General features: G+C 66.0%; 20 protein-coding genes and 1 pseudogene. 11 read left to right on the plus strand and 10 right to left on the minus strand.

Translation table 11 applies throughout. The annotated features are described in order from the left end of the window. Nucleotides 1-60: 60 nt before the first annotated feature. The 3 genes and pseudogenes from BUS84_RS16635 to BUS84_RS16645 all read right to left on the minus strand — a co-directional run. A complete protein-coding gene (locus BUS84_RS16635) occupies nt 61-483 on the minus strand; it encodes a hypothetical protein (RefSeq protein WP_074313655.1) in 423 nt (140 codons plus the stop codon). After that, nucleotides 480-1,460 carry a DNA polymerase III subunit delta gene (gene holA, locus BUS84_RS16640; RefSeq protein ID WP_074313657.1) on the minus strand — a complete coding sequence of 327 codons (981 nt, stop codon included), beginning with the start codon at nt 1,458-1,460 and terminating at the stop codon, nt 480-482. Before holA ends, BUS84_RS16635 begins: the two co-directional genes overlap by 4 nt. 182 nt (nt 1,461-1,642) lie before the next feature. Then, nucleotides 1,643-3,226, minus strand: a pseudogene (locus BUS84_RS16645) (ComEC/Rec2 family competence protein); the annotation flags it as partial. A 92-nt stretch (nt 3,227-3,318) separates the two neighbouring features. Between BUS84_RS16645 and BUS84_RS41265 the strand changes: the two are divergent. The 7 genes from BUS84_RS41265 (at nt 3,319) to BUS84_RS16685 (ending at nt 8,051) form a co-directional block, all read left to right on the plus strand. Next, the gene (locus BUS84_RS41265; RefSeq protein ID WP_084757500.1) at nt 3,319-3,951 is read left to right on the plus strand and encodes a helix-turn-helix domain-containing protein; all 633 of its coding nucleotides are present in this window, start codon (nt 3,319-3,321) and stop codon (nt 3,949-3,951) included. Beyond that, nucleotides 3,948-4,679, plus strand: a complete 732-nt coding sequence (locus BUS84_RS40005) for a DUF2637 domain-containing protein (RefSeq protein ID WP_244298609.1) — start codon at nt 3,948-3,950, stop codon at nt 4,677-4,679. The genes BUS84_RS41265 and BUS84_RS40005 overlap by 4 nt, the downstream gene beginning before the upstream one ends. Nucleotides 4,680-4,691: 12 nt before the next feature. Next, a complete protein-coding gene (locus BUS84_RS16660) occupies nt 4,692-5,168 on the plus strand; it encodes a hypothetical protein (protein WP_074313661.1) in 477 nt (158 codons plus the stop codon). Between the two features lie 536 nt (nt 5,169-5,704). Beyond that, nucleotides 5,705-6,070 carry a hypothetical protein gene (locus BUS84_RS16670; RefSeq protein WP_074313665.1) on the plus strand — a complete coding sequence of 122 codons (366 nt, stop codon included), beginning with the start codon at nt 5,705-5,707 and terminating at the stop codon, nt 6,068-6,070. A gap of 34 nt (nt 6,071-6,104) precedes the next feature. Beyond that, nucleotides 6,105-6,338: a hypothetical protein gene (locus BUS84_RS16675; RefSeq protein WP_074313667.1), complete on the plus strand. Its 234-nt coding sequence runs from the start codon at nt 6,105-6,107 to the stop codon at nt 6,336-6,338. After that, nucleotides 6,314-7,714: an IS30 family transposase gene (locus tag BUS84_RS16680; RefSeq protein WP_074308642.1), complete on the plus strand. Its 1,401-nt coding sequence runs from the start codon at nt 6,314-6,316 to the stop codon at nt 7,712-7,714. The genes BUS84_RS16675 and BUS84_RS16680 overlap by 25 nt, the downstream gene beginning before the upstream one ends. Next, entirely contained in the window at nt 7,695-8,051 is a 357-nt protein-coding gene (locus BUS84_RS16685; RefSeq protein ID WP_280175135.1) for an IS3 family transposase, read from the plus strand. The genes BUS84_RS16680 and BUS84_RS16685 overlap by 20 nt, the downstream gene beginning before the upstream one ends. Before the next feature lie 38 nt (nt 8,052-8,089). Here the strand turns inward: BUS84_RS16685 and BUS84_RS16690 are convergent, their stop codons facing one another. The 6 genes from BUS84_RS16690 to BUS84_RS16715 form a co-directional block, all read right to left on the minus strand. After that, nucleotides 8,090-9,331, minus strand: coding sequence for a HEPN-associated N-terminal domain-containing protein (locus BUS84_RS16690; protein WP_143728440.1), 1,242 nt, complete (start codon nt 9,329-9,331; stop codon nt 8,090-8,092). A gap of 137 nt (nt 9,332-9,468) precedes the next feature. Next, nucleotides 9,469-10,950 carry a hypothetical protein gene (locus BUS84_RS16695; RefSeq protein ID WP_074313671.1) on the minus strand — a complete coding sequence of 494 codons (1,482 nt, stop codon included), beginning with the start codon at nt 10,948-10,950 and terminating at the stop codon, nt 9,469-9,471. 93 nt (nt 10,951-11,043) lie between these two features. Then, the gene (locus BUS84_RS16700; protein ID WP_280175136.1) at nt 11,044-12,216 is read right to left on the minus strand and encodes an ISAs1 family transposase; all 1,173 of its coding nucleotides are present in this window, start codon (nt 12,214-12,216) and stop codon (nt 11,044-11,046) included. A gap of 121 nt (nt 12,217-12,337) precedes the next feature. Then, complete coding sequence (locus BUS84_RS16705; protein WP_208869683.1) at nt 12,338-13,822, minus strand: DUF499 domain-containing protein; 1,485 nt, start codon at nt 13,820-13,822, stop codon at nt 12,338-12,340. A gap of 57 nt (nt 13,823-13,879) precedes the next feature. Continuing rightward, nucleotides 13,880-16,600 carry a DUF1156 domain-containing protein gene (locus BUS84_RS16710; RefSeq protein ID WP_159451042.1) on the minus strand — a complete coding sequence of 907 codons (2,721 nt, stop codon included), beginning with the start codon at nt 16,598-16,600 and terminating at the stop codon, nt 13,880-13,882. Next, nucleotides 16,597-19,692, minus strand: coding sequence for a helicase-related protein (locus tag BUS84_RS16715; protein WP_208869684.1), 3,096 nt, complete (start codon nt 19,690-19,692; stop codon nt 16,597-16,599). Before BUS84_RS16715 ends, BUS84_RS16710 begins: the two co-directional genes overlap by 4 nt. Nucleotides 19,693-20,541: 849 nt before the next feature. Between BUS84_RS16715 and BUS84_RS16720 the strand changes: the two genes are divergently transcribed. The 3 genes from BUS84_RS16720 to BUS84_RS37570 all read left to right on the plus strand — a co-directional run bounded on the left by BUS84_RS16720 (nt 20,542) and on the right by BUS84_RS37570 (nt 22,808). After that, complete coding sequence (locus BUS84_RS16720; protein ID WP_208869685.1) at nt 20,542-21,231, plus strand: recombinase family protein; 690 nt, start codon at nt 20,542-20,544, stop codon at nt 21,229-21,231. Nucleotides 21,232-21,269: 38 nt separating this feature from the next. After that, nucleotides 21,270-22,058 carry a hypothetical protein gene (locus tag BUS84_RS16725; protein ID WP_143728442.1) on the plus strand — a complete coding sequence of 263 codons (789 nt, stop codon included), beginning with the start codon at nt 21,270-21,272 and terminating at the stop codon, nt 22,056-22,058. Nucleotides 22,059-22,250: 192 nt separating this feature from the next. Further along, nucleotides 22,251-22,808: a hypothetical protein gene (locus BUS84_RS37570; RefSeq protein ID WP_143728443.1), complete on the plus strand. Its 558-nt coding sequence runs from the start codon at nt 22,251-22,253 to the stop codon at nt 22,806-22,808. Nucleotides 22,809-22,870: 62 nt separating this feature from the next. On the opposite strand, the gene BUS84_RS16735 is transcribed toward BUS84_RS37570, so the two are convergent. After that, on the minus strand, nt 22,871-23,689 hold the full coding sequence (locus BUS84_RS16735) for a hypothetical protein (protein WP_074313681.1): 819 nt from the start codon (nt 23,687-23,689) through the stop codon (nt 22,871-22,873). A 143-nt stretch (nt 23,690-23,832) separates the two neighbouring features. Between BUS84_RS16735 and BUS84_RS16740 the strand changes: the two genes are divergently transcribed. Further along, on the plus strand, nt 23,833-25,176 hold the full coding sequence (locus BUS84_RS16740) for a pentapeptide repeat-containing protein (protein ID WP_159451043.1): 1,344 nt from the start codon (nt 23,833-23,835) through the stop codon (nt 25,174-25,176). The last annotated feature ends 61 nt before the right edge of the window (nt 25,177-25,237 follow it).

A 25,237-nucleotide genomic window follows, 5' to 3' on the forward strand; every position in this document is an offset into this window, starting at 1 on the left:
GCCCCGGCCCGGGGCTTCCGTGTGTCCACCCGCGGGTACGTCTCCGCCCCCCACCCCCGCTCAGTCTGACGGGTCGGTGCGGCGGTTGGGTGGCACCGGATCGGCGTTGATCACCACGCCGGGGACGCTGTGCGAGATCCACTCCACCCGGGCCCGGCCGACCACCGGCTCCATCTGCCGGCGGAAGCGGTCCCGTTCCTGCTCCGGCACGAGCGCCGCGGAACGCACCACGATCGCGGCCACCATGTCGTTGAGCTTCACCATCACCGCCACCACGGCGGGCAGCACCAGCACGGCCCACCAGGTGACCAGCTCGGCGAGCGCGAGCAGCACGGCCAGCGCGACCGTGCCCTCGAAGAAGAGGAAGCAGAGCACCCCACCGGGGTTGACGAACCGCAGGCCGAGGAGCCGGGCGTAGAGCGGCCGATAACGCTCCTCATCGGCGGGGATGGTGGCCCACGCCGTACGGTTCGGCCCCGTCACCGGATGCTGCCCTGCCGGGCCGCCGCGACCGAGAAGACAGCGCGTTCCAGGGCGTACGCCCGGTCGTCCGAGCCGCCCTTGACGGCCGCGTTGCACTCGGCGGCGACCTGCATGGCCCGGACCAGCCCCTCGGGCGTCCAGCCGCGCCCCTGCCGCTGCGCCCGCTCGATCTTCCAGGCCGGCATGCCGAGGCTGCTGACGAGCTGGTACGGGTTGCCCCGCCCGGCCGACGCCACCCGGGCCACCGTGCGGACCCCGTCGGCCAGGGCGTCGGCGATGGGCACCGGGTCGACCCCGACGTGCAGGGCCCAACGCAGCGCCTCCAGCGCGGCCGGCACGTCCCCGACCATGGTGGCGTCCGCCACCGTGAAGCCGCTCACCTCGACCCGGCCCCGGTAGTAGCGGGCGACCGTGTCGGCGCCGATCCGGCCGTCGGTGTCGGCGATCAGTTGGGAGCAGGCGGCGGCCAGCTCGCGCAGGTCGTTGCCGACCGCCGCGATCAGCGCCTCGGCGGCGTCGTCGGTGCACCTGCCGCCGGCCCGGCGGATCTCGTCGCGGACGAAGGTCACCCGGTCGCGGTGCCCCTTGAGCTTCGCCGCCGGGATCACCGTCGCGCCCGCCGCCCGCAGCCCGTCCGCGAACGCCTTGCCCTTGGCACCGCCCAGGTGCAGCACGAGCAGCTGGACCTCCGGGTCGGGGTTCTTCGCGTACGCCAGCAGCGCGGTGACCAGGTCCTTGCGGGCGTCCTGGCCGGAGCGCAGGACGAGCAGCCGCCGCCCGCCGAACAGCGACGGGCTGAGCATCTCGGCGATCTCGCCGACGGTGAGCGCACTGGCCTGGTACTCGCGGACGTCCACCTCAGGGTCGACGCTGCGTACCTTCGCGACAGCTTCGGTCACCGCTCGCGTGGCGAGCAACTCCTCATCACCGAGGACGAGCAGAATGGGGGCGAGGCTGGCGGGGGTCACGCCGCCCATATTCGCACGGCCCACGGCGGGATCGTGCCTGGTCATTCGCCGCTCGGTCGGCACAGCCCGCAGTCAGTGCAAATCCCGACATTCACCCTGATCCCCCTTGAAGTTCCTAATACCCCCAGCATTTACCGCGTTGGTCGCGCAATTTCCGCCGGAAGTCAGGCCAGCATCCTTCCCCGCCCGGTTCAGGGTCGTCGGCCCGGCGGCACGCCCCGGCGCACCACCGCCAGGCCCGCCCCAGTCCGGATCGCCGCCAGATCGCCGTCGGTGTCGGTCCGCAGCACCCGGGCACCGCCCCTGCTCAGCCGGGCGAGCAGCCCCGGATTCGGGTGCCCGTAGCCGGTGCCCACCGGCACCAGCGCGACGGCCGGCCGGACCGCGTCGAGGAAACCCTGGTCCTGGTACGCCGAGCCGTGGTGGGCGACCTTCAACACGTCCGCGCGCAGTTGCCCGGGCGCCGCCCGCGCCAGCACCGCGTGCTGCTCCTCGGTCTCCGCGTCGCCGGGCAGCAGGATCCGCACCCCGACCACCGTGGCGAGCAGCACGAGTGAGTTGTTGTTGGGGTCGGACCTGGTCCCGGCCAGCGGGTACGGCGGGCCGAGCACGAGCAGGTCGACCCGGCCGACCGGGTGGCGAGCACCGGCGGCGGTGGTCAGCAGCGCGGCCCGCCCGGCGGTCGCCGCCACCTGGACCATCTCCCGGCCGCCCTGCGGATCCGTCGATGGCGGGGTCAGCACGGCACCCACCCGACGCCCCCGGAACACCCCGGCCACTCCGCCCACGTGGTCGGCGTGGAAGTGGCTGACCACCAGCAGCGGCACCTCCCGGACGCCGAGCCGGCGCAGGCAGCCGTCCACCGCCGCCGGTTCCGGCCCGGCGTCGACCACCACCGCCCGGCCCGGGGCGACCGGCAGCACCACGGCGTCGCCCTGACCCACCGCGCAGACCACCACCACCCAGCCGGACGGCGGCCAGCCGGCGGCCACGAGCCGGACCGGAAGGGAGCCCAGCAGCGCGGCGACGGCGACCACCGCGACCAGCCGGCGCACCAGCGGCCGGCGTACGGCGACCAGCAGCGCCACGGTCAGCCCGGCCAGCAGCAGGGCGCCCCACACCCCGCCCGGCCACGGCAGCGTGCCGGCCGGCAGTCGGGGGCCCTGGCGGGCAATGACCACCAGCCACCAGGCCGGCCAGCTCGCCAGCCACGCGACGAACTCCGCACCGGCCGGCCAGAGCGGCGACAGCGTGGCCGCCACCACGCCCAGCACGGTCGCTGGCGCGATGGCCGGCACCGCCAGGAGGTTGGCCGGTACCGCCACCAGGCTGACCGTGCTGGAGAGGCCGGCGACGACCGGCCCGCAGGCCAGTTGCGCGGCCGCCGGCACGGCCAGCGCCTCGGCCAGCCCGGCCGGGACGCCCCGCCGGCGCAGCCCGTCCCGCCAGCGGGGCGCGAGCAGCAGCAGACCACCGGTGGCCAGCACGGAGAGCGCGAACCCGGCATCGCCGGCCAGCTCCGGATCGGCCAGACCCAGCACGGTGACGGCGGCGGCCAGCGCGGGCAGCGCCGCCCGGGGGCGGCCGGCGGCGAGCGCGGCGAGCCCGATCGCCCCCATGGTGGCGGCCCGCACGACGCTCGGCGAGGGGCGGACCAGGATGACGAAGCCCACCAGCGCCGCCCCGCAGAGGCCTGCGGCGAGCCACGGGCCGGCCCGCGCCCAGCGGGCCAGCAGCAGCACCGCGCCCACCACGATGGCCACGTTGGAACCGGAGAACGTCCGGTAGAGGGGTGAGTTGCAGAGCCTCCCCGGTAGGTGCGGGAACACCTCCGGGGCCCTGACGGACGCTGGAGGTCCGCCACCCCATGAGTGTAGAAGCCGTGTCATGGGCGCTCAACGATGCGCCCGACGTGCCCCCGTCCTGCCTGGCTGTGCTCATCGGTCTCGCCAACCACGCACACGCCAACGGCAGAGCCGCCTACCCGTCTCAGGAGAGGCTCGCCCACTACGCCCGCAAGTCGACCCGCTCGATCCGTAGCGACCTTGCGACGCTGGAACGCCTCGGCATCATTCGCAGGGGCGATCAGCGCCACGTCTCCCACCTACCGACCGACCGTCGCCCCGTCGTCTGGGATCTGGCGATGGAGCGTCGGCGGACGGTTCCCGACTCGCTCGATTCGTTCGCCGAGCCGCAGTCCGGCCGACCGACCGAAGTCCCCGAGCCTGTGGATAACCGGCCGGAAGCCCGCTTCCCCCCGGTGCCGACCGACCGGAAGCGGGCTCCCAAGCGGCCGGAAGCAGACTTCCGCAGCGGCCGGAAGCAGACTTCCACCGAACCGTCCTTGAACCATCAAGAACCATCCCCGCGCGCCCGCTCCCTTCGGGGCGGCGCTGCGCTACCGACCGACCCCCGCGCCGGTCATTGCTCCAGGCACCGCGGATCCCCTGCCCACAACTGCGGCCCCTGCTGGGCCGAGCGCCTTGGAGGTGCCGCATGAAGGCCGAGCGGATCGAGCAGTTGGTCCTGGTCCTGATCCTGACAACTGTCGGTCTCGCCGCTGGGGCTGCCAGCTTCACCCATGTCCACGACTGGACGATGGACAACAGCCCAGAGGGCACGCCTGACTGGTTCGGCTGGGCGAACGCGGTGATCTCGGAACTGATTCCGGTGGCCGACCTGCTGGCCATACGTCAGCGTCGTCGCACCGGCAGTCCGACCGGGTACCCGATGTTCCTGCTCCTGTCTGCCGCCGGCCTCTCCCTGGCGGCACAGCTCGGTGTCGCTGTCGGCAAGGTAGGCCCGTCCGGCTGGCTGCTCTCGGCGGTGCCGGCGCTCGCCTTCATCGGGCTGTCGAAGCTGGTGCTGTCGGGACTGCCAGCACCCGTGGCCGAGCCCGCCAAGGAGCCGCCCGCCGAGCTGCCGCCGACTGACGTCGAGGCGCCGCTCGATCCGTGGATCTACTCGGAGCCTGCCGTCATGCCCGAGGCTGACGTCAAGCCTGCCGCGACCCGTCACCCCGTCCGCCGCGTACGACCGAAGGTGCTGACGAACGCCGCCAAGGTGGAGGCCGCCGCCGCCGGGCTGGGACCTGACGCCAAGCCGGCTCAGGTGGCAGCCAAGGCCGGCGTCAGCGAGTCGACCGCCCGCCGGTACATGCCCAAGAAGGGCACCGGGGTGGCGTCACCATCCGGTGTGCTACCTGCCGAGATGCTGTTGATCGCGTGAGAGGATCATGCCGTGAGTGAAGGCGAACGCCGACTCAACCTGACGGTCGAGGATTGGCTGGCGATTCAGTACCTGCTCAGCCGCGAGGAGCCCGCCGACATGGACCCCGTCACCAAGGAAGCCTGGCCGATCATCCAGGACGCCGCCCCGTTCGCTCCTGGCGTCGTGCGCAGGGTGCGCCAGGTGTTCGGCCACGACCTCGAAGTCATGTACGAGGGCGAGACGTGGATCGTAATGGTGAAGTACAACGCCACCCCCGTCAGCCCGTACAACGAGCCTGACGGCCCCATGCCGGACGAGCGGAAGGGTCGACTGATCTCCGCTGGCGTGCACGGCAATCTCACCAGCATGACCGTCGAGGTGTCGGCTGACAGCAAGGCGCTGGCCGAGCGGATCGCCCTCGGTGTCGCCAGGTGGTGGGCGCACATCTACCGGCTGCCTGAGCCCGTCAGGGTGACCGTGATGGATAACGAGATACCTGAAGCATGAGAAAGCCCCGGCGCAGGGGCGATCGAAGAGCCGGAGCCGGCGCCTGACGGGCGAGTAGGCGGCAGGCCCCACCTCATGCTTCTACCCGGAATCGAGTTCCGCTGGCGTGGCTGAGGGGTCGCCCGGTTGGGCGTGTCCTCTTGACGGTTGCACGCCGTGCTCGCCCCGGCCGATGATTGACGATCAACAACGGAGGGGGCAGGCCATGTGGCTACGGAAGCGGAAGCGCGAGGAGCCGCCTCAGCGGCGATACGCGGACTACATCCCAGGGACCGAGGTGCCTCCATCTCCGCTGGCCGGTACGGCGAGCATTCGGCTAACCGTGGCCGTGGACGTTGAGACGTGGGCCCAGGCTCGGGGCAAGACTGCCGAGGAGGCTCAGCGAGTGCTACACCAGCGGATCAATGACGCCACAACGCCGATGCTCGCAGAGCTCACAACGGAGCTGGGCGACATGGCGGACTCGATCCTGTCCGCCACCGTAAGCACCGGATGACACGTCGGCATTGTCGGTGCCTCCGTTTAGCCTCCTCGCCGTGAACATGAGCGATTCCGAGGCCATCAGGCTCAAGCTCCGGGCGATGATGCGCGCCACCCTCAACGACGAGAAGGTGGGCGACGACAGCCTGGGCCAGGCGGTCGAGCTGGTGCGCAACCGGGAGTCGGTGGAGGGCGCCACCGACGAGGAGCTGCGGTCCGAGCTGCGCCGGCTTCACGACGAGCCCCTGGACCCCGACGACCCCCAGCAGGTCGCCGACGAGTTCAAGGCGATGCAGTACGGCAGCATGGGCTTGACCAGACCTGTGGCCAGAGGCCGGGCGGCAGCCAAGTTCGTGGCGAACATTCGCCAGCTGAGCAACGACGCGGCGGCCAGACCCCAACCCCGGGCCCTACTCGTCTAGCCGATCCCCGCATGACCTGCGGCTGTCCAAGGGCATGACGCGTTGGCGAGAGGCGGCCTTCTCCCGTCGGATCGTCGGGTGGAAAACCTCCGACCGCTGCGACACCGACCTGATCCTCGCCGCGCTGGAGTACGGGATCTGGTCCCGCGACGTGCGTGACGGCCAGTTGATCCATCACAGCGACCGCGGGTCGAACGGCGGATTCCAGTGGTCGTTGCAACACCTCAATCAAGGGGTGTGTGCATGGGTAGGCCACCAGGTTGGGTGACGGAGGTGACGGGCAGGCCAGCGATGCGATCGCCGGGCCGGCCGGGTGTGAACGAGCACCGGGAGGTGCGGCGGCAGTTCTGGCGTCGGATCGCCGAAGGTCTGTCGAGCGAGGAAGCTGCGGCGGCGTGTGGTGTGTCGCAGCCGGTGGGTGGGCGCTGGTTTCGTCAGGGTGGCGGTATGGCACCTTTGTCGCTGGTTCCGCCGTCGGGCCGGTATCTGTCCTTCGCCGAGCGTGAAGAGGTCGCGCTGCTCAAAGCACAAGGCAAGGGCGTGCGAGAGATCGCTCGAGCGGTAGGCCGTGACGCGTCGACGATTTCGCGAGAGCTGCGCCGCAACGCCGTGACTCGTGGCGGCAGCCTGGACTACCGTGCCGTGGCCGCGCAGTGGCATGCCGAGCGTCGTGGCCGTCGCCCGAAAACCGCGAAGCTGGCGGCGAACCAGCTGCTGCGCGACTACGTGCAGAAGCGGCTCGCCGGCACGATCACCGACGTTGATGGTCGGCCGATCCCGGGCCCGAACGTGCCGTGGAAGGGACGCCGGCACGGGCGTCGCGCAGATCGGCGATGGGGCACGGCCTGGAGCCCGGAACAGATCAGTCGGCGGTTGCGGGTGGACTTCCCGGATGATGAGTCGATGCGGATCTCGCACGAGGCGATCTATCAGTCGCTCTACGTTCAAAGCCGCGGTGCGCTGCGCCGTGAGCTGACGGCGTGCTTGCGCACCGGCCGGGCGTTACGGGTGCCGCAGGCGCGCACCCGTAGACGGGGCAAGCACTTCCTCAGCCCAGAGGTCATGATCAGCCAACGGCCGGCGGAGGTCACCGACCGGGCCGTGCCAGGCCATTGGGAGGGCGACCTGATCATCGGCCTGGAACGCTCGGCCATCGGCACGCTGGTCGAGCGCAGCACCCGGTTCACGATGCTTCTGCACCTGCCCCGCATGGATGGCTACGGTCAGCAGCCTGTGGTGAAGAACGGCCCGCCGCTGGCCGGGCACGGCGCCGAAGCGGTCCGAGACGCTATCGCCGACCAGATCACCAACCTGCCCGAGCAGCTACGCCGCTCGCTGACCTGGGACCAGGGAGCCGAGATGGCCCAACATGTCCAGCTGCGTCTGGACATCGGTCTCGAGGTCTACTTCTGCGACCCGCACAGTCCCTGGCAGCGCGGCACCAACGAGAACACCAACGGACTGCTGCGCCAGTACTTCCCTAAAGGCACCGACCTATCACGACACAGCATCACCGACCTCGAGGCCATCGCCGCCGTGCTCAACAGTCGGCCCCGCAAGTCTCTGGAGTGGAGAACGCCAGCAGAGGCCCTGGACGAACACCTAAGATCAATCCAACAGGCCGGTGTTGCAACGACTCCTTGAACCTAAGAACTACACGTCATTCCGGTTCGCCGAACGCTTACAGGACAACGGGATCCTGCCCTCCATGGGCTCCGTCGGCGACTCGTACGACAACGCGCTCATGGAGAACTTCTGGTCAACCCTGAAGATCGAACTCGTCTACCGCACCTCCTGGCGGACCCGGGACGAGGCCGAGAACGCGATCTTCGCCTACATCGACGGTTGGTACAACACCCGCCGTGTCCAGAAGGAACTCGGCTACCTCAGCCCCGACGAGTACGAGACCGCCTGGCACACCCGCCAGAACGACCCAGCCGAGCCAACTATCGCCACCCCTGCACCAGCCGGCAGCAGGTAACCACCGCTCCATCAAAGCGGGGGGAACTCACATGGCGGTCAGTCCCTCTGGCGGGGTGCAAGCCTCATGGGCGATGCGACGACTTTCACGACCTGCAACGAGTCAGGATTGAAGCGCAAATACGACTCATCCAACTCGTCGTCAGGGTCGACGCAACCTTCCGGGCCGCAAAAGATGACACAGTTCGTTCCTTCGTTCTGTGAACTTGAGGACAAGATGCCATCGACTTGCTCCGGCGACATCCAGCGCAGATACTCGGTAACAACCTGCGTAGGAACATAATCAATGTGTTCACGCCCGTCGAGTACGACAGGCTTCCGGAGATCGGCACCGAAGTCGTGAAGGAACCGCAGGTCGTAATACGATTCGCGCCCACTCTCGGTGAAGATACTCGGTACCGCCGGAAGAGCTGCAAGGTTCAGCATAGTAAGGGGCTTAGTCGTCTCGAATGACCCTACCGCCGCATGACTCCTCGAACCATGGGCTCCGATCTCCGCAACGACAGTTTCGATGTCGTCGCTTCCGTAAAACATCGAGATTCCCGCAGGGCTCATCCGGTTAGCGGACGCTTTATCTGGCGGCGGTGAGCCCAACTCCTTCGCCCCATACCGCGGCAACTTAGAATCGCCCACTAGGCGGCCACGCCAGAAGACGCGCCCAGCCGGCACCTTTACTAGCGCCCCGCTAGTCGAGATGATCTCCATCAACCTCGCCATAAATTCGACCGATGTGAACTCGTCCGGCATCAGAGAAGGAGACTGTGGGATCGCCATGAAAAGGAACCTTGTTTCATGTTTGATCCTCTGGCAGAACTCGTCCCACCCCAACCGCATTGCACGATCCGGCTGCAGCAACTGGTAGTTGCGGTAGGTCCAGGCGTTGTGGTCCACGACCTCCTGAATGGCCTCCACGACGTTCTCCTTGGCCGCGTAGCCGCAGATGTCTTCAACAACATCGTAGGAGTCAAGGACTGGACCGCCCACCCAATCGCCCTCATCGAAAGGAACACCTTCGTCGTTCGCGAGGCCGTAAATGAAGTTCACGCCGTCCATCACGACGTACATAAAGCGTTCGAAGTCGACAGCGATCGGGGCGCCATCGTCGCCTGCCTTGGCGCCACAGAACGAACATTGAGGCTCGTCAAGAATGTCTCTGACTTCCCCAACGAGACCCTCGTCGGTCAGGCACTCCAGGCAGACAGCCTGATCGCCGGTCTCACCGAAACCACGGGTGAACAGCTCATACTCGCGTTCCTTAGCCCATCCCACATTGGCATCCAACCATGAAGTCGACGATAGGTCAGCGGCGACTTTTGAGGCATGTCGGGCATAAGGACATCCGAGCACGCCGGAGACTAGACAGCGATGATCAGACTGTCGTCCCCAGCCGTTCCCCCAGGCCGCAGGACCCGGTCCACTCAAATGTTCTTGAATGTACCTGTAATCCCGATTTGGTTGAGCCGTTGCTGGACGTCGGCCGCCGCGTCCTTGTCAAGAACAAGCTGCAGCGTCCCCTGCAAGTAGCTGATCTTGCGTTCGTCGAGGGCCATGTAGAGGGTCTTGAGCAGCGATGCGAAGTTATCGGCGTCGCCGGGATTTGACAGCAGGCTGCGGGAGAAGGAGAAGGCGACCTGCTGCTCGGTTGCCGGCGACACAACATCGCAGGCGCCGCTGTGCACTGGCTTGCCGCAGGTAGCGCAGTTGGTCGAAGGCTTAGAGCCTTTCCCAGGGCCGGTTGAGCCCGGTCCACCCCCAGTACCTGTACCCGTCTTTCCGCCCGTTGGGGTCTCGCACGGCCCCTCGTGTAGGGGCTCGCCACAGGCGTCGCAGGTCTTCGGCTGCGGCTTGGCGAGCCGAAGGCCAGCGCTGTTCAAGTTGACCTGATTGGGTGCCGTGACTACCACAGGGTCACCGCCGCCGTCGACCACATCGACGAGCCCAGCTGCAACCGCGTCGTAGATCGCCTGCTGCAGATCGCGATCCCCGCCATAGAGCAGCGGCAGCCGCGGCGCGGAGTAAAACGCAGCGCGGATGTCCGAGAGCGCCCTGCCATAGTCGGTGTCACGCATGTTGTGCAGTAGTGCTCTAGGACCAAACTGACCCTGCTCGAACACCTTGTCGCGTTCCGCTAGCGCTTTCCAAACGATAGTGCCGTCAAGTGCGGTGCTGTGCTCGTCGTCGAAAGTTAGCTGGTCGAGATAGCGTTCGCCCTCGGGATCGGGCTGTGCGAGGTACACGACGTGCTGGTAGGCGCGCTTAAGCGCCTTCTCGACCTGCTCCTTAGCGCTGGCCAGTTCCTTCGTCCCAGCGGCCTTCAGGTCGGCGTCGTTCTGAACTTCAGGCGCGGCAAGAGCCTTCTGATGAGCCAAATACTCGACGGCCAACGTCCGAGCGAGTCCCCGACGCTGGGTGTTGACCACGGCGTAGACGGCACTGGAAGCCCACTGCACTGGTAGCTGCTGGGCGCCTTTACCCAAGCCCATCGCGACGGTGAGTGCCGCGATGGTTGGCTGCTCCATCCCGTTGCGCAAGCTGTACTGTGCTGGATCGAGAACGACGAGCCTACTTACGTATGCCGTGTCGAGCCCCGCCGTGGCGAGGACATCAGTGGGGCTGCGCTGAGGCTCAGCCACGACGAACTTCAGGTCGCGGAACGGCCCGCTGTTTGCCAACCGCTGGGCAAATTGGGCGATGACCCTGTCGCGCTCACCATCGGTAATGGTACGTCGGATGTTATTAACGAGCATCCGATGAGTAAGACGGGTCGACAAGAAGTAACGAGCCGGCTTGTTGTGGCCCTGCCCGCTCACGATCTCCACTGCCGACATGCCTCGTCCCGGGTTGACGAGGTCCTCCACCACCGTGTCCGCATCGGTAACGGTATAGGAGATGTTGGGCACGCTGATGGCGGCCCTAACTTCGGGACCGCTTGCTCCACGGCCACGTCCCGGCCTTAAGGTGCCGACGATGCTGGCAGGGCCCCGGCAAAGTCCTCAGGTGATGCCGAGTAGGGCCAGTGGTCGGTTGCTGTCGCGGGCGTGGTGGCGGTTGGCGGCGGCGATGTTGGTGACGCCGGTCAGGCGTAGTGCGCCGATGGCGGCGTTGCGCAGGGCTGCCATGACTTGGGGTCCGGTGCCGGTGCGGATCTGGGATCGGTCTTCGTCGTAGGTGACGTCGCGGACCCAGTGGACCTTGTTCTCGATGGACCAGTGACCGCGGAGCCAGGTGGCGAGCTGGGCGGGTTTGGCCTGGTGAACGAGCAGGTCGGTGATCGCGTAGACGGTTTCGGTGGTGAAGCGTTTCGGCTGGTCGAGGCGCCGGCGGCGGCGTCGGATCTGCAGTGCTTGGGCGGCGTTGGGGAAGTCGATCCCGGTGGAGATGGAGAGGATCTTCAGGGTGCGGATCTCTCGGCGGCCGTGACCACGGTCGCTGTCACGGGCGGCGTCGGGAACGGCCCGCCAGGGCAAGCGGGCCAGTTGGGCGTGCAGGCTGGGCTGGTTGCCTTTGACGGTGAGGATCCAGTGGGCACCGCGTTCGGCGAGGTAGGCGACGTGGTCGCGTTGGCAGTGCAGCGCGTCGGCGGTCACCACTGTGTCGCGCAGGTCGCTGAGCTGGTCGAGCAGCGGCTGGAACCGGGTGATCTCGTTCGTCTTGCCGTCGACATCGGTGCTGGCCAGCACCACACCCGTGGCCTGGTCGGCGGCGGCGAGGACGTGCCGGGCGACCGTGTCGCTGGTGCGGGAGCCACGTAACGTCTTGCCATCCACGGCGATCGCCCGGCGTGTTCCCGCCGTCGGCGCGGGGACCTGCGCGCCGAGCCAGGCACCGATCACCGCGGCCAGCCGATCGGGGTCCAGGGCCTGCAACAGCCTGCGGATCATGGCCTCTGACGGCCGCCGGCCCGCGTCGATCCCGAGCACCGCCGCGGTATCAGCGGGTAGATCAGCGACCCACTCACCGATCGCCGCATACGAGCGGTAACCAGCGACGACCGCACAGACCGCCGCCGCGACCACGGTTACCAGAGCATGCCGGACTCCACGCCGGGCACGTGGATCGGGCAGGGAACCCAACGCCGTGAGCAGGCCGGCAGCCGAGGCCACGGCAGATGTCCCGGGCGGTGCGGCAGACAACGATGAGATCAGCGATGATGGCAGCGCGGGCATGGCTCACTTCAAATAGATCAACAGGCCTCGAGAACCTCGATGATCTTCTGGAACGGCCATGCCCGCCCTGCTGCCCACACCAAGGGCGCGTCTACGCCAACCACCTCAACCCAGACACCCCTCACGACTTTGCCGGGGCCCTGACGATGCTGGCAAGGAAAATGAAGGTAGCAGCCCGTTCGGCAGCCCGCGGATTGGCATCCGACCACAACAAGGCTTGACGCTCAATGTCTTTGCGACGGGCCGTGCCGCCAGTGGCGTCGTTGTTTACGACTTCGATCTCAGCAAGGCTGCGATAGTTGGAGATGGTTCGCTCGTCTTCGACGAGCCCAGAGCCGAGCAGCGCCTCCCGCACAGCGGAGTCGCTTAGCGGTAGATCTCCAGGGCCGATGAGCGATGGCACCCACTCGCCCCCTATACCGCGCCGCTGAAGGGCGTAGACAGTCGCAGCAAAGATCCTGATGGTGGAGCGGACACGCTGGAAGCCGGTGACCTTGCTCCACTCCTCCTTAGCGATCGCCATCAGCATCGGATGGAACGGATAGCAGGCAGCCACTTCCTCATCCCAGCGGCCACGCCACTCGGCGCCAATCGGACCCCATACATTTTTCGTCCAGGACTTGTCCTGCAACACCGGCTGGTATAGAGCGGCGGTGGCGGCGAGTACCTCTGCGGCCGGCTCGGCGTCGAAAAGGCGACGGCGCAGGATGTCTGCGAAGTCGCCAACCTCGGTGACCGTAGCGGGGGTGCCATTACGTTCGAGCAGGCTATTCAAATCGTCGCGCCTAGCCTGGCCAGCGGCAGACAAGGCCGTCTTGTCCCGGTCAGACGCGATCATAACAACAAGCATCGCTACGTGCGGAACATCGTTGACGACGTCAAGCAGGGCCCGCAAGAAAGCGACATCCTGCGCCACTAATTCGGGCTTCTTCGCACCATCAAGCCCGTTACCGATGTAGTCCAAGACCTCATCGATGATAATGAGGGCCGGCCGATTAATGGCTTTGATCGCCTCGGCGATCTTGCTCTTGTCGCTCCAGTAAGGCTGGTATCGCTCGTATAGCGAGTAGTCCTTTGAAAACAACCGCCACAGGAAGCGCTCGTAGAGATTGACCGCAGGACCGTCAAGCTCCTGGGCAGACGCACCCGGCGTCATGTTGTCGCACGGGAGCACCACGACGTGCGGCCGGTTCAGGTCAGCCGGCAGGCTGCGGCCTACCTTAGCCTTCACCTGAGCCGCAACGCGGTGACCCAGTTCTGTGCCAAGCAGCGACTGCGGGTGTGCTGCAAGATGAAAGGCGCCGATACAGGCGTGCGACTTACCTCCACCCATGCCCTGGTCGAGACGCGTAACCGCCCGGGCTTTGAGGTAGTCCGGCCCACCGCCGATCCGCACAGCAATCTCGGTTAGCAAGTCAGCCAGCCGTTCGGTCGGGTGAGTGATCTCTCCGTAGTAGGCGGGGTCGGCGTACGGTGGCTTGTCCGCCCCAAGGCCATACACGGCCTGGAACAGCGACATCTGCACGTCGTCGATCTGGCCAGAAGCGCTGATGATCTCTTTGCGAATCTTCAGCGCCTTCCACCACGGCGTCACGCTGGTTACCACGTCACCCATCCTTGTGCACTCGGGCTTGCTGGTTCAACTGCTGGTTTAAGCCGCTGACTAGAGCAGCGACAGTTGGACGCTCTCGGCCTGTTGGCGTTGCTGCCGTTGCTCCTTGGCTACGAGTACGTTCTCGGCAGCGTTGGCGATGCCGTCCCGTACCCGGAGTACCCGAGTGAACGCAACGGCGTCCGGGTCGGAGTCAGGCAGCCGATCAGCGAGGAACTTCACCGCCGCCCACAGGTAGGTGTCGTTCACGCCTCCGCCAGCGGCAGCCAGCACTTCTCCCATCGCAGCGAGCCCGTCTTCAGAGGCAGCTGCAAGGGCGAGCGCAACATCGACTACTGCTGACTCCGTATTGATAGCTACCTTGAGCTGCCGAGCTGTGGTAAATCGGACGCCCTTGTCGGCGTCGGGCACTAAGTCGCGAACATCTGCGAGGTCCATCGAGGAAGCCAGCGTCTGCCAACGAAGCTCCGACTTGGCTTGGACCTGGCGGCCGTACAGACGCACCCACCACAGTGCAAACTTTGTACGAGCGTCGAACGTCTCCAGGGGGAGATGGTCGATCTCAACGGCCATGGCCTCCTGCACCGCCGAGCGCGCCAGCGGCAGGAACGTGTAGATGTCGACTGGTTCGCCCTTGGCGTTGAACACCTCGCTGTAGCGTCCAACTACCTCCATGGCCGGCCCGGCCGCTGCCATCAGCATGTCTGCCGGCGCGAGCCCCCAACGCTCCCAGTCGGGGTAACGTCGCTTGATTTCGGCCTTGATCTCGGCCTCCACGCCACCCTTCCGTCCTGCCGGACGGTTCCTCGGCGCAGGCCGGCACGCCATGGTCAGCGTCGTCTCAATGTTTGCCTTGCCTTGCTGCCCTCCGGACTCGGTGTTGGCCGGCCAAGAACCAGTCATGACGAGGTCGGCCTGCTGAATCGAGGAAAGCAGCCTCTGCCAGACCTCTGGCTCGCCGTGACCGAAAACAATCGTTACGACGCCGTCGTCCCGGACGACCTGCTTCATCTGGGCGAAGGCGCGTGCAATCAAGGTGTCGTAATGCTGCCGGTTCCGGTGCTCAGCTGGGGCATCACCGCGCACCCGCTTAACGATAATCTCCTCAGTTTTATCTTGGCATCCATGCGGGTCAGCGGTGATGCAGAGCTCCGGCCAAGTGGTGTGCAGGCACCGTTTGGCCCAAGCGTAAAAGAGGTCCGACGCATCGGCGTAGGCGATCATCTGATCGTACGGCGGGTCGGTTACGACCGCAGCGAACCGCTTCGGAGGGAACGGCAATGACGTGGCCGTCCCCCTTTGGACGTGTGCTGGTGCGCCCTGAAGGCCGCTGAAGAGATTGCGGCAGGCCGCGAGCACGTTGTCGGAGATAGAGCGCCAGGTGCCGGGACCATCGCCGATGCCCGCTTCGAAGAAATCATGAGAGAAGGTGATGGAGCCCTCGTTGACGAACAGGTCGCCCACTTGGGCGCCACCCTTGCTTTGGAAACGAGCCCCCCTAGTGGAGCGACGCAACTTCTTGACCACTACGGCCGTCGCGTACCCCGTTAGCGCGCGTACGTAGTCGTGTGAGACCCCGGCTCCGGTAAGCTCATCGCCGAGACTTGAGATTGTCCGGGCAAGGCGAATGTATGAGAGGGACTGCCGGTCAACCATGAAGTCGCCGTAGCTCTTGGCCCCATAGATACTCGGGCCGATGATGTTGTTGTTGCCCGGGGCGATGCCTTCGTCAGGCAAGGCAGGCAGCAACGGATTAAAAGGCTGTTCCGCTCGAAGGGCCTCGCTCGCGGCGCCTACCGCTTGCCGCTCTTGATCAGTCGGGACGCGGAACGCCTTACGCCCGCGCTCGTCGATGTCGGCTGCGAGGACGAGTTCGTCTCGTCCCTGCCCTTCTTGCAGCAGTCGACGATGCACCGCGAGCGGATGGACGTGGGAGCAGAACACACAGACAGCAGACTTGCCGGCGATTTTCCGGCCGTCGACAACTGCGTTCCTGAGGGTTGGCTGGTGTGTCGGCGCGCCCCTGCTGACGACAGGAGCCCACGTTCCCTCGCTTCGGTCGGCCGCGATGTGGAAGGACACTTCTTCCCGGCGAGCCCGCGGCAGCAGCAGCTCGTAGGCGCCAACGAGTGGGAATCTCCGGCCACACTCCTGGCAGGGGATGCTCACCGCCCACAGGTAGCCCCAAGGCTGTCGTCCACTGTGCTCGGGGTAGAAGTCACACATGGAGGAGGCATGGCGTCGCTGCACCTCGTCGAACACGAACTTCAGGTCATGCAGCAACCGATCGGCTGGAGCAGTACGCAGGCCGTCCGGTTGCTGGCCAAACGGCAAAACGGGCTCCTGCGACCGATCCTTGAAGGGCGCCTCTGTCAGCAGATAGCTGGCCAACACCGCCATCGGGCTGTAGTCGACGGCCTCAGTTGGCAGGCCGAGCCTGGCCGCCTCTAGCGGGATCATGCCTCGGCCAGAGAACGGGTCGAGTGTCGATGCGCCTTGAGGGTTATGACGGAGGATCTCTGACCGGACCTCGCTCCAAGCTGCGTAACGCCCAGCAAGGGCGGACCTAACCAGGTCCTGAAGCCTCTTCTGTTCCGACTCCTCGTCGGGCCACGGCAGCAATGAGCACAGTATCGCCGCCTTGGCCTGCACAGTCGGCCGCTTCGCAAACCACATGAAAAGCGCGATCTCGCTGTTGCCAGAGCCCCAGCCCTTGTCGCTGTTCTCCGACACTTCGGAGCTAGGGAACCATCGTTCAATCATTCGAGTCATGCGACGCTCCCTGGGGCGTTTTTCAGGCTGCTACCGGGGACGCGGAAGATGGCGTTGCCGGTCATGTCGGTGGAAAAGAGCGTGGCCGGATCTTCGTAGGCCCCGAAAAGTCGGCCCTTGCCGTTGGCGCACTGGTCGATGACGTAGAGCCAGTAGCCCTTGCGGTGCTGAGTGGCGATGAGCACTTCGTTACCCGTCATACGGATGCCGTCGCTGGCAGCATTGCCCGCAACGCCCTTGACCTCGATGTGGCGGATTTGGGAATGCCTTCGAGTCTCAAGATCGTAGCCGCGGCCTTCGGTGTGGACATCCTCAACTGTCCAGCCTTCGTCTTCAAGGTGCTTCTGGACGTGCCGCATGGCCACCCACTCAGAGTTGGCCTCCGCAGCTGTCGCTGGGGTTGCCGCAGGTAGTACGCGGAGGCGGCCAACGAGTTTGGGCTCAGTCAGCTGCACCTGGACCAACTTTTCGAGCTGGTCGAGCCGGTTCACGGTCTGGATCCGCAGGTGATTTCGAAGCGCAATCCGCTCGTCACGGTCGTCGATGCTGTCGGTAAGTGCGATGGGAAGGTTGGTGAGGTCCCTCCGGGCTTGGCCAAACCAGTCAGTGCGCACCTTGTGGTGCTCCTCCACCGTCGCTGCGGCCAGCGCTGTCGCAGCCGCGGTAGCGGACTCCTGTCGCGCGGGGTGAGGGGCCGTCCCCGAGTGCTCAGTGGGGACAAGGTTCGCCAGCGTCTCCCAACGCACAGCGCGAGCATTGCCCGAGTCGTCGACTTTGATCAGGGTGGCCCAGACGCTGGCACGCTTACCGTCGGACTCTGTTAGCGCTGCTTCAAAGGCGTATAGGTCGTACGGGGTGAGGCTGGTGGGATCCTCGGCCGCCCCTGAGCGGAGGACGTCTTCGGCAAGCGTCCGGTCAGCGAGCCTGATTAGATCGGCGAAACCCGGCTCTCCGGGACCGAGGGTAATGAGACCGGTCGTGTCTATGCTGACCGCCTCGCGCACCGCCTCGCCGCTAGTGGCGACATGCGCCTCGGCCCCACCGCCCAGAGTGGCTGGCAAGCTACCAGTGGTCATGCTCAGTCGCCGGAAACCGGGACCGGCCGCGGTAGCCTGGGCGGTCAGCAGTTGGGCGGCCGCGAGTCGGTCGAGGTAGGCCTCGACGATGGCGGGGTTGATGCGGGCGAACAGGTCGCGTTGGAGCAGGGTAAGTGCGGCGACGGCGTCGACTTGACTCGCAAGCCGCCGCTCCGTGTCCTTGACCTTGCGAGCGATGCGAGTGAGATCCTGAGCTTGCACAGCCTTCGCGGCGTCGATCGCAGCCTGCTTCTTGACATCGTCGTTGCCGTACAGATCGCTGAGCCACCGCTCATAGTCGACGCCGGTAATTTCTGCGACGGCGGACAGGCTGTCGAACATCTGGCCGCGCAGCTCGTTTGCAGCGGCGACGAAGTTGTCGAGCAGAGTTAACAGCGTGGCGCCTTCGCGAGTGTCGGTGGCGACGAGGTTGTAGAGGAACACGTCACGGGTCTGCCCTACCCGGTGAATACGGCCCATGCGCTGTTCGAGCCGCACAAGCGACCAGGGAATGTCGTAGTTAACCAAGACGTGGGCGGCCTGCAGGTCGATGCCTTCATTGCCGGCATCGGTAGTGACGATGATCTGGAACTCGCCACGCATGAAGGCGAGACGGACCTCGTCCCGTTCGGCGTTGCTCTGCCGCCCGGAGTACATGCGCGCGGTGTAGCCGACATTCAGCAGGCGCTGGGTGATCCAAGCGGCCGAATCGGCGTATTCGGTGAAGATGACAGCCTGCTCTGTGTTGCCCGGGTAGATGCCGTGCTTGCCGAGGCAGTCTTCGGTGAGCCTGCGCCACTTGGAGGGTTGCCAGCTTCGATCCGTGACCGTGGCCGTGATCTGGTCGATCAACGTCTTGATGCCGGACCGCTCTGCCCGTGCGGCGGTTGAACCCGCGTGTACGACCTTGGCTTCGTCGTTCTCGCTCTCGTCACCCTGGTGCTCACGGTCGGCCTTGAGGGCTGCCTCGGCCCCGCTCATCTCCCCCATGTGTGCGTATCGCCGACGCAGCGTCTCTACGAGCGCCCACAGACTGGAGGCAGCACGCTTGCCATAGACCATTCGCGCCAGCGGTTGAGCGGTGGCCGGGAAATACTGATCCACCATGTCGAGAGCGGCCTGGTAGTAGCCGAACTCGACTTTGGACAGAGGCACCCGGTGGTTGGCGGCGGTACGGGCCTTGAACAATCGGGTCTTACCGTCATAGTCAACCAAGTCCTCCTTCATGCGGCGCAGGAAGTGGATGGAGCCCGGCCGCAAGGGCGGCAGCGTTACATTTGGATCGTCTCCCGGATCGGGATAGATGTCGGGATCGACCAGGTGCAGCAGGTGCCGGAAGAGCCACTCCTTGCCGCGGTGGGGCGTCGCGGTCATCAGCAACGCTCGCGGTGTGTTCTTGGCAAGCAACCGTCCGACCTGGTGAAAGCTCTTGGCCGTGGGCGTAAGTCGGTGCGCCTCATCGAACACGACCAATTCCCAGCCGGCCTTGTCTGGGCGGATAGCGTCTTGAACTGCCGGGTTGACCGCGGCGAGTTCAAGTGAGACGACCCATAGGTCGTGGCCGCCAACCGCATCCTCACGGACGGTATTTGCAGTCAGGTGGCGGAGTCCGCCCCCCAGAAATCGCCTGAAGTCGGCGACCCACTTCGTGGCCAGGTTGGCAGGGCAGACGATGATGGCGCGCCGCACCAGCCCGAGTCGCTGCATCTCACGCAGGTACAAACCAGCCATGATCGTCTTGCCGGTGCCCGGCTCATCTGCGAGGAGAAACCGCAGCAACGGCTGAGGCAGCATTGCCCCATAGACGGCTGTGGTCTGGTGAGCGTACGGCCTGAGCTGGGTCGAAGCGATGGCACTTGACTCGGCGTTGGTAGCTGCAGCCGCCATCCAACGGGTCCACATGCCCGCTAGCACGCGCGCGGAACCTGCCCCGCCATCCGGGAAGATCGGACGTACCGTCTCTAGATCGCCCGCCCGTATCGCGACTTCGTGTAAACGGGCCTGGTCGTCGAGCAAGATGAGCGCCCAGCTCCCGTCTGAGCTTGGCAGCGCGAGCCGAACTGTGGCGAAGTCAGGTACTCCCTCCGCACACACTCGAACACGCTGCCCCTGCTCAAACACTTCTCTCCAACCTAGACGCACGGACGAGCGGCCAACGATGGGCCTACTGTTGGTCGTGGCGACCTCACGATACGAGATGGCCGGCGGCCCGACCAGCAGCGCCATAGTGCCGGCATCGCTCTTGATCAAACACCATCCCAAGCTGCATGTCAGCCTCTAGGACGGGAGCTTGCAGGTCCATCGACCATCCAGACGATGATCTTCTAGCGAAGCTACAGCGTGGGCTGCACTGCCCCGGCGACCGATCTCAAAGCTGCCCCGCAGAGGCTGAGCGACAGAAGAGAGGGTCCGGCTCGCACGCAGTGATGGGTCGAGCTGCTCCAGCCATGTCCGTGCCAACGGGCGTTGAATCGCCGCATGATGGCCCCGGCGCCTTGGAATCGGCACAACAACTACTGCACACCCGGCTACATGACTTGAATGCAGAGAGGTGGAGGCGTCACCGCCCTAGCTCGCTCGCCTCACAGGGGCGCTGGACGCCCTCGGCGCCTTGACAGGGCACAGGGCAGACCTGACGACGCATCAGATGACGGACACGCGGCGGGAAGCTCAGGACTACTTCCGCCAGTTGGACCGAGAACATGGGAGGCGGTACCCACTGACGGAGGAAGACAGAGACGACTTGGTGCGCATCATGCAGGTCGCTTGGCTGATCAGGGCCACCCGCGGCCACGGGCCGCGCTTCCGCGGCCACTCCGGAGGCCCAGTCATACAGCAAAGGGTCGTTTGCTGTATGATCATGGTGTGGCCAAGACGAAGACTGCCCCCGCCAACACCGTCGTTGCATACCTCAGGGTCTCCACCGACGAGCAAGCCGAGTCCGGTGCCGGTCTCATGGCTCAGCGTGCTGCCATGCAGGCGGAGGCGGACCGCAGGGGTTGGGTCATCGTCGCGTGGAAGGAAGACAAGGGGGCGTCCGGCAAGTCGCTCGGTGGCCGTCCCGCGCTTGCGGAGGCGCTAGAGCTGGTCGAGTCGCACCAGGCCGCCACGCTGGTTGTCGCCAAGCTCGACCGTCTCTCCCGCTCCCTGGTGGACTTCGCGGGTCTGATGGACCGGGCGCGGGCCAAGCGATGGAACCTGATCGCCCTTGACCTCGGCATCGACCTCTCCACGCCCGCCGGCGAATTCCTCGCGTCGGTGATGGCCTCTGCGGCCCAGTGGGAGCGGCGCATCATTGGGCAGCGAACCCGCGAGGGCCTGGCGGCGAAGAAGGCCGCTGGCGTCCGCCTCGGGCGACCCGTCACTCTGCCTGCTGAAGTGCGGCACCGCATCCGGAGCGAGGCGAACAGCGGAAGCAGTCTGGCCTGCATCGCCCGCGGCCTCAACGCCGACGAGGTGCCTACGGCGCAGGGTGGCAAGAAGTGGTACCCCTCCACGGTCAAGGCTGTCCTCGCCTCGCAGCATCCGACGGTAACCGCAGCGGCGGGAGCGTGAGCACGGTGAGTGTCGGTGATAGCGGCGATACTCCCGGCGTGGACGCGCAGACAGCAGTTGATGCGGAGATCCTTTTCGGCTGGCCGGTCGAGGCGATCGACGAACTTGCTGCCTTGAGCAGGCAGGCGCACGCTGGCTCCATCTCGATTGGAGACTGGCGCAGCCGCGACCGCGAGATGCGGGCGCAACTGCCCCCACTGTCCGACCACGACAGGAAGTCCGTAGCTGACCTGAAGAGAGAGCTCATCCGCTCCGGCGGATACGAGAGCGACGACGGCGACCGGCTCTTCTCCCGCCTTCACGCCATGATCACTCCGGCGCCAGACAATGCCAAGCTGCGGCAGCGGCTAACCCGTGTTGCCGACCTGCGCAAAGAGTCCGATGCCGAAATGCAAGCGTCACTGGACAAGGGACGCGAACGGATCCTCCGCTGGCTACGCGAAGAAGGCGACGACGACCGCGACCCGGTAACGATGCTGCCATGGTCGTTCATCGCCCAGTTCCGCGTGGTTGATGAACCGAAGCTGGGGCCACTGCCGCAGCCGATCAACGCAGCGAGGAAGCGGGCCCTGGAGCGGGCAACCGTGGAGCAGGTAGCTGAGGCACGCGCGATGAGTGGTCAACGAGTGGATGCCCTTGCCGCAGCCTCATCCAACATGGCGCTCTACGCGCTAACCCTGTTTCCGAAGCTCCTCATCGAGGCCGACCCAGACGACCCGAAGGCTGCAGAGTTGCCGCACGCGATGCGGGACCTCTGGGACAACCCGGCGACTCAGCGAGCTTTGCGACGAGAAACGGCGGACGGATGGCCGCCGGAATACGAGTAGCGGTGCGGTGCTGCAGTCGTAGCCGTGGTGGGCGCCCGGTCCTTCATAGTGATTAAGCGCGGCGCCTGATCGAGTGCGTTCAGTGGCCGGCTACGAGACCAGCCTCCTCCTCGGGATGAGCAACCGCCCACCAGCCGTGCCTTGCGGCGCCTCCGCTCGATAGAGAAGCAGGCCACGCAAGAGGAGGACGGGATGAGCGCCGCCAAGAGAAGCCGCCGTGAGGAGCGTGCCGCAGCAGAGGAGGCAGCCCGCGAGGCGTGGATTCAGCACCACCTCGCTAAGGCCCCTACACGGACATGGGAGCGGTGGGCGGCCTCCAACGCCTGCCTTGGCATCAAGGTCACGCGTCGAGAGAGTGCCAGCCCATCGACCCAGCCACCGTCGAGTGCAGTGAGGACCCGTTCTGTTGTCCAGCCGACACTGCCAACGCCATCAGCAGCGAAGCCGACGAGATCCCCCGATAGTCCGATCAACGGGGAGGGAAGCGTCACGCCGAAGGTGAGCCTGAGCGAAACGGCGATCAACTTGCTAGGGGCCGCCAACCAGGGCGATCTAGACCTGGGCGACAACGCCGACCTGCACCGCCAGTCGCTCACGTACGCGGTCCTCGCTGTGGCTGAGGAACTGCGCCAGCTCAGGGGGGCTATGAACGGTGTTCAAGAGATGTTGAGGGATCAGAGCGGGATCGGCGCGGGCGATCACATGAGGCGGATCAACGGCTGGCTCAAGGACATCGCTGAGAAGTCTTGAGCCGGGCCGTTGGCGAGAGATCCGCTCGGCCAACAGGCCGCACCCTTGATCGGCAGATGGCCTCAGGCGCTGTCCGCAACCTCGAAGGACTTCGAGAAGCGGCTCCAGCCGTCGTCCGGTGACCAACGGAAGCCGTGAGGAGCACTCCAGGTGCTCATGACCCAGGCATGCGTCACTGCGGGCGGCAGAGTCGGTGGCACGGTCGGCAGGGGTGCTTCGGGCCGCATGAGGAGTTCGGCGGCAGCGAACGGTGCGGTGGTGAACCCTGGCAGGATCACGAAGAGGTGCCGTTCTGCCGCTCCGGATCGCTCAAGCTTCCGGAGGTTGTCGGCCTCGTGAGGTTCAAGCATCCAACCGCTCAGCCACTCAGCAAGGGCATCGCCCGTATCGGCAACCCACCCGCCGGACCTCTCAAGAGGTAGTTCGATGTTGACGTAGATGCTCCCGGGGGAGTCCGTTCCTGCTTGATGGGCGTGGACTACGCCGAGTTCGCCAAGCCAGGCGGAGAACCGATCGGTTGAGTGGCGGTATCTCGGAACCTCGCGAACACCGCGCCGCTCAAGTTCGGCGAGCAAGATCGGGAGTTCTGAGCGCAGCCTCTTCGCACGAGCCGACGGTAGTAACGCGACGGCCCAGCCACCCGCGAGATCCCGCTCGATCCACCGCTGACCCGGCCGGTACATCAGCTTCCACAGGGCGATCGACTCACCATCGGCAGCCGCCGTCACCTCAACCGCTCCGAACCGCCAGCCACCTCGGATCAAGTCGAGGTCGTGCATGCTGCCGCGAGAGTTGTCGTCGTGCTGCTTGACTTCGACGCCTGGGAGCGCCCCCTCGACGCAGGCCTTGACCCACTGCTCTTCATCGCGAAGGCCTGTCATGCTTGTGACTATCCGTCACCCCTCCGACAACCGCCGTTGAAGACTACATAGGACTGGCGCCACACCGATCCGGGAGAGCAATGGCAGAGCGACGGACGCGGGTGGTTCGCCCGTGGGTGTGGGCTCTTGGCTGCCTCGTGGGTGTGCTCCTACTCGCGTTCGCGCTTGTGGTGGGCCCGTGGCTGCTGACCCGTCACCCACAGAACGGCCTGACGGCTGAGCAGGCACTCAAGGCGAAGAACGACGTACGGACCACCCTGGTCCAGGCCCTCGCCGGACTCGCCGTGGCCGGCGGCCTAGCCGTTACCTACGGCACGTATCGGCAGAACCAGCGAGACCAAGCGGATAGGCGGACGGAGCAGGATCGTCTCTACCAGCTCAGCCAGGCCGAGCAGGCAGACCGGCGGGCCGAACAGGACCGAGCGCATCAGCTGAACCTAGCCACACACGTAAACGACCTATACACCAAGGCGGTCGAGCAGCTCGGACACACGCAAGCTCCCGTACGGCTCGGCGCCCTGTACTCGCTGGTGCAACTCGCACAGGCCAACCCCGAGCACCGACAGACAGTGGTGAACGTGCTGTGCGCGTACCTGCGCATGCCCTACAGCCGGCCGGAGGACTTGCCGGAGCCGGCTACTCCGGCAGAGCAGCGGGACGCGAGCCAGGAGCTGCAGGTGCGGCTTACAGCCCAACGTCTCCTTGCCGAACACCTCCGCGCACCCGGGGGCGTCTCAGGGGAGGAGGCGCAGGACAAGCCGCCCTCTCCGGATGAGCCGTTCTGGCCGGGCATGAACCTCGACCTGACCGGCGCTGCACTCATCGACTTCAGTTTGATGAGGGCATCCGTTGCCTCGGCCATTTTCGAGAGGACGACCTTCAGCGGGAGAGGCGGGTTCGACGGCACGACCTTCACCGGCCTCGCGTGGTTCAGAGGTGCGACCTTCAGTGGCAGGGCATGGTTCTTCGGGGCTAACTTCAGCGGCGACGCCTCGTTCGTCGACGCGCGCTTCGACGGCGAGGCCTTGTTCCACAGAGCGATCTTCGCCAGCGACGTCAAGTTCGACAAGGCCATCATCAGCGGGAACGCAATTTTCGACAAGGTCATCTTCGGCGGAGACGCCCGGTTCCATGCGACGACCTTCGGCGGCAAGGCCGCCAGTTTTCGTGAGGCGACTTTCAGCGGCGATACCTCGTTCGCCGATGTGCGCTTCGACGGCGACGCCCGGTTCCACAGCGCGACCTTCATCGCCCACGCCTGGTTCACAGGTGTGACGTTCGCCCAAGCCGCCTCGTTCTGGAAGGCGACCTTCGACGACGCTCAGTCGTTCGGCCACGCACGCGTGCTGCACCTCGATGACCCGGGCCTCAACGAGGGCGGAGAGGAAGGGCGCCGCGTCTGGCCAGACGGATGGACCGTTCGCCCCGACGCGAAGGACCCGACGCACGGCACGCTGGCCTTGTCGTCGGAAGGCGTGGGGGTATGACCCCTTGAGTCTGCTGCCCGCTCGGACTCCTCAAGGAGCGACGGCAAGGGCTCGATTGGCG

The sequence above is a fragment of the Micromonospora cremea genome (genome assembly GCF_900143515.1).
GTDB classification, from domain to species: domain Bacteria; phylum Actinomycetota; class Actinomycetes; order Mycobacteriales; family Micromonosporaceae; genus Micromonospora; species Micromonospora cremea.

Excerpts from the sequence above, each read along its gene's own strand:
- holA (WP_074313657.1), bottom strand. The coding sequence starts at position 1,460 with ATGGGCGGCGTGACCCCCGCCAGCCTCGCCCCCATTCTGCTCGTCCTC.
- BUS84_RS41265 (WP_084757500.1), top strand. The coding sequence starts at position 3,319 with ATGAGTGTAGAAGCCGTGTCATGGGCGCTCAACGATGCGCCCGACGTG.
- BUS84_RS40005 (WP_244298609.1), top strand. The coding sequence starts at position 3,948 with ATGAAGGCCGAGCGGATCGAGCAGTTGGTCCTGGTCCTGATCCTGACA.
- BUS84_RS16675 (WP_074313667.1), top strand. The coding sequence starts at position 6,105 with ATGACGCGTTGGCGAGAGGCGGCCTTCTCCCGTCGGATCGTCGGGTGG.
- BUS84_RS37570 (WP_143728443.1), top strand. The coding sequence starts at position 22,251 with ATGAGCGCCGCCAAGAGAAGCCGCCGTGAGGAGCGTGCCGCAGCAGAG.
- BUS84_RS16735 (WP_074313681.1), bottom strand. The coding sequence starts at position 23,689 with ATGACAGGCCTTCGCGATGAAGAGCAGTGGGTCAAGGCCTGCGTCGAG.
- BUS84_RS16680 (WP_074308642.1), top strand. The coding sequence starts at position 6,314 with ATGGGTAGGCCACCAGGTTGGGTGACGGAGGTGACGGGCAGGCCAGCG.
- BUS84_RS16700 (WP_280175136.1), bottom strand. The coding sequence starts at position 12,216 with ATGCCCGCGCTGCCATCATCGCTGATCTCATCGTTGTCTGCCGCACCG.
- BUS84_RS16710 (WP_159451042.1), bottom strand. The coding sequence starts at position 16,600 with ATGACTCGAATGATTGAACGATGGTTCCCTAGCTCCGAAGTGTCGGAG.